Genomic DNA, 4,375 nt, shown 5'->3' on the forward strand with positions numbered 1-4,375 from the left:
ACTTCGCTTGGTAAGGTATCGGTAATAGTCACGTCTGGGGCGACCATATTACCGGTTACTGAATAATTCAAGGTGTAGGTCAGTTCATCGCCTACGTTCACGGAGCTTTTGTTTGCTGTTTTAGTTATTTGAACGTTGTAAGTCTTGGGAGGAATCAGGGTTAAGACTATAGAAGCAACAGAAACGCTCTCATTATTAGTTTGGAAAGCACCATTTTTGAATTGAGGATAACTACCTGCAATCAAAGAATAGTGGTTGATATATATTTCGTTGACACCTTGGTCAAAATAAAAGGTACCAGCATAATCGTTGGAGAAGACCGAACTTGAGTTACCATTGTCCCAATCCTCTACCACATAATCGTTTCCGGCATTGCCGTCAGAAGCATGTTGCAAGGTGCCACTATGATTTTTTACTGTAAGATAATAACTCTCATTAAGCTGGGTATTACCGCTGTCAAAACTACTCATGGCTTTTAAGCTGTAATAACCCGGTGTTGAAATATTTACAGTCCCCACTTCTCTGGTCGGGCCACATCCCCAGTCGGGGTGCAAAGCTATTCTATCTTTGTTGCAGACTTCCAGGTCGTCCCCGAGCATATTCACATTGATTGTGTCTGCGGCCAGAACTGGACTAGCTACTAATAAAGTTGCGAATATTGCCACTATAGCCAAGCATATAAACTGCCATTTTCTACCCAACCATCCCGTAATTTTACTAGGCATAGTATTAAATATTATTAATAAAAAATAAAAAACGACTTCATCAAAAGCGTTTTTTAATTGTTTTTTGTATTAGATTTTTGTTTGTTGCGAAAGAACAATTTTTATTTTTAAGCTTCACTTTTTCTCCTCCTTTTTGAGTGATTTTTATTACAATTTAAGCTTAATTTATAATCTTTATATTTTTATTTTATTATAATATACTATCATAAATTCAAAAAAATGTCAATGCCAACCAAAAATAATTAAAAAATATGACTAATATTAGCCAATTTATTAAATAAAAATACAAAATATCGCTTTATTCTTATATTTCACAATCTTTCTATTATATAAAACCGCTAAAACGACCAAAGACAAACAACCTAAGCAGGCACCCGCCAGACAATACAAATCAAATTTGTCTTATCTGGCCTTGACATATTAAAAATTAAAACAAAAATACGCCACAAAATGGCGTATTATTTTAATCAAAGTTTTCCACAGCCTAAAGCTCTGCGGCCTTCTCTACTTTCAGAGCTAAGCCCTTCATTAATATTACTTTGTCTCTTCTCTTTAATTTGTTCTCTAAAAACAATTTTGCCAAGGCATCCTCTATTTTATCTTGTACGACCCTCCTCAGCGGCCTTGCCCCCATAGTCGGGTCAAAGCCCAATTCCGCCAATTCCCTTACCGCCGCCTCTTCGAAGCCGAAGCCGATCCCCTTCTCTTCCAATCTCACTGCCAGCTGGCGCAAAAATATCCTGGCAATCTCCACTACGTTCTCCAGCTTGAGTGGAGAAAAAACTACTATACCATCAAATCGGTTGATAAATTCTGGCCGAAAATATTTTTTTAAATAATCATTTATTAAAGTCTCTTTTATAACCTCCATCCTTTTGCCCGCCTGGATACTCTCCTGGATAAATTCTGTGCCGGCGTTAGAAGTGCCAATTACTATTGCATTAGTAAAATCTATAGTCTTCCCATTGGCATCAGTCAGCCTCCCATCATCCAAAACCTGCAAAAACAAATCCAGAATCTGTGGATTGGCTTTTTCTATTTCATCCAATAACACCAGACTAAAAGGATACTTTCTTATTTTGTCTGTCAGGTATCCTCCCTTGCCAGTTTGTACATCACCGATCATCTTGGCCAGAGCATCACTCGCTTGATATTCCGACATATCGAGACGAACCATATTTTTTTCTGAGCCAAAATACACCTCGGCCAAAGTCTTGGTGACCTCGGTCTTGCCTACACCAGTTGAACCAAGAAAAAGAAATGAAGCAATAGGTCTATTTTTACCACGCATTTCTGTCCTCGCCCGACGCAAAGCGCTCGCTATCATATTTATTGCCTCTTCCTGGCCGACCACTCTCTCCTTCATGGCCTGTTCTATGCTCAAAAGTTTCTTCCCCTCATCCATGGTTATTTTAGAAACCGGCACATTGGTCAAATCCGCTATGACTGCGGCTATATCCTCTGCCCCGACCACTGATTTATCCCCTCTCTTGGCCTTAGCCAAAAGAGTGGCCTCTTCTAAAAGCTTGATCGCCTTCTCCGGCAAATATTCATCATGCATATACTGCCCCGCCATCTTCACTGCTGCCTCGAGCGCCTGGTAAGAAAAATAAACCTTGTGCTCCCCCTCAAATTGCAAAGCTTTGGCCTCCAAAATTCTGATTGCCTCATCAAGCGTCGGTTCATTGACAGGCACTTTCTGGAGAACTTTCAATAAACTAGAGGCCTCTACCTTGTCTTTTGCCATCTCCGGCGTTGTAGTGGCAATCACCAAAAATTTATTGGCCTGCATCTGCTCGGCCAAAACCTCAGCCAGATCCATTGACTCCCCGCCTGTCGCCACACCAACCAGATGATGTATATCCTCCACCACCAAAACAATATTCTTGGCCTTAGAGATCTCTCTCAATACCAAAAGCACATTCTCTTCTACTGCCCCAAAATGTCCAGCTCCGGCTATCAGGCCAGAAACCGACAAAGAAACCAATCTTTTGTCTTTTAAAATATCTGGCACCTCTTCCTCTACCATGAGCTCAGCTATGCCCTCGAGTATTGACCCTTTTCCCACTCCGGGAAACCCTACCAAAAGAGCCCCAGTTTTATCTACTTCCAAAATACGAAATATCTCCTCAATTTCTTTTCGCCTGCCAATACATGGGGCATAGGCCCCAGCCCTAGCCCAAAGCGTCATGTCTCTGGAGATATTATCCAAATTGGGCGTCGCCACTGCTGTATAAGCTCTGTTCATAGCTCCTTTCGGTTTCAATTTTGAACGATACCGGAATTGATGCCAACGCCTGATCAAAAATCCCTGCAAGTCCACCCACGCCGCCGCATGCGCTATTTCCCTATCCGTTATTTCCAAATCGTAAAGAATCTCCCTAGCCAGCCCCTCTTTGCCGGTCAAGACTATCAAAATATCTGTGGCTCCGATTTTTCGCTTATTATCTGTCTCTGCCAAAAGGTAAGCCTCTAACATTATGACCTTGGCCTCACCAGATATCTTTGTGGTGCCAGACGCCGCCGCTATCCGACCCAACCCATGTTTTATTTTTTCTATCAATTTATTATAATCAACACTCAATCTGGCAAAAACCAAGCTGGCTTGAGTATTAGAAAGAAAACTGGCCAGCAGATGTATATTATACAAATACCCCTGCTTCAGTTTGTCAGCCAAAAGCCATGACTCCTCTATTGCCTTCTGGCTTTTCTCGTCAAAATTGGGAAAAATTTCGTTCTTTTTATATTTATTAATAATTCTCCAATCAAAAACACTTGTCCCCTCACCCGTGCGACCGAGACTCTGCCAACTAAATTTTGTCTTTTTTAGATAATGGCCCCTGGATTCACGATTTATCCTATAAACCAAATAAAAATCTAATATCAAAGAAAGCCAAAAAACAAATGTATACTCACTGCGTTCATAAACAAAATTATGCCAAACCAGGGGCGAAGCATCCATCCTGTAAATCACATAAAAAAGTGAGGCAACTCCGGCTATGCCAAAAATAAGCACCAAAAAATTCAAAAGTGACCGTATCCGCCTGACATACCTCTCAGCACTGATGCTAAAATAACTAAATTTTTTACCAAAATAAAAAATCTCCCCCTCCTTGAATATTACTGCTCCAAAACCCATGCAACCACGGCAAACACTGCCAGCCACCTCTCCAGCACCCTGACACTCTGGGCAAACATGCAATTGTTTATTCTGTTCTTTTTCTATCATTATTTTTAATCTCTAAAATAAAGCCTTAATATGTCCCACCAACATCCAAACCGCCACTACTGGCGCCCAGAGCCAAATAGCCAAAACAGAGAAAATTATCACCACCCAAATAGCCATCCATATGAGCCTCCAAATCAAAATCACTATACGCACGCCAAAGCTGATCAGTCTCCCGAGGATACTCCTGTCACCATACATTGGTGTAAATAAATTCCGTAGCCAGATGCCCAAAGCCAAAACCCGCCAAGCATCGCCTATCTGCCGGCCGCAAAAAATTATTGCTTTCTTCAGTCCTGTCGTATACCACCAAATCGGCCAATAAAAAAAATCCAGGATAACATCCACAAAAATAAACTTAAAACCAAATGACACAATATTGTTCATGCTTTAATTATACCAAATCTCCAAATTTTTGGGAAAA

The 4,375-nt window shown here is 40.9% G+C and carries 3 protein-coding genes; all 3 read right to left on the reverse strand.

Features of this window, described 5'->3' with window-relative positions; all coding sequences use genetic code 11:
• A partial coding sequence (locus GYA54_01350) for a DUF11 domain-containing protein (protein ID NMC51358.1) occupies positions 1 to 725 on the reverse strand: 725 nt, incomplete at its 3' end.
• A gap of 484 nt (positions 726 to 1,209) precedes the next feature.
• A complete protein-coding gene (locus tag GYA54_01355) occupies positions 1,210 to 3,954 on the reverse strand; it encodes an AAA domain-containing protein (protein ID NMC51359.1) in 2,745 nt (914 codons plus the stop codon).
• Positions 3,955 to 3,966: 12 nt separating this feature from the next.
• Positions 3,967 to 4,338 carry a hypothetical protein gene (locus tag GYA54_01360; GenBank protein NMC51360.1) on the reverse strand — a complete coding sequence of 124 codons (372 nt, stop codon included), beginning with the start codon at positions 4,336 to 4,338 and terminating at the stop codon, positions 3,967 to 3,969.
• Positions 4,339 to 4,375: the final 37 nt, after the last annotated feature.

This window comes from Candidatus Kuenenbacteria bacterium (assembly GCA_012797775.1).
Lineage (GTDB): Bacteria > Patescibacteriota > Patescibacteriia > UBA2196 > GWA2-42-15 > JAAZMX01.

What these genes read in the sequence shown, in the direction of transcription:
- GYA54_01355 (NMC51359.1), bottom strand. Translation starts at nt 3,954, where the DNA reads ATGATAGAAAAAGAACAGAATAAACAATTGCATGTTTGCCCAGAGTGT.
- GYA54_01360 (NMC51360.1), bottom strand. Translation starts at nt 4,338, where the DNA reads ATGAACAATATTGTGTCATTTGGTTTTAAGTTTATTTTTGTGGATGTT.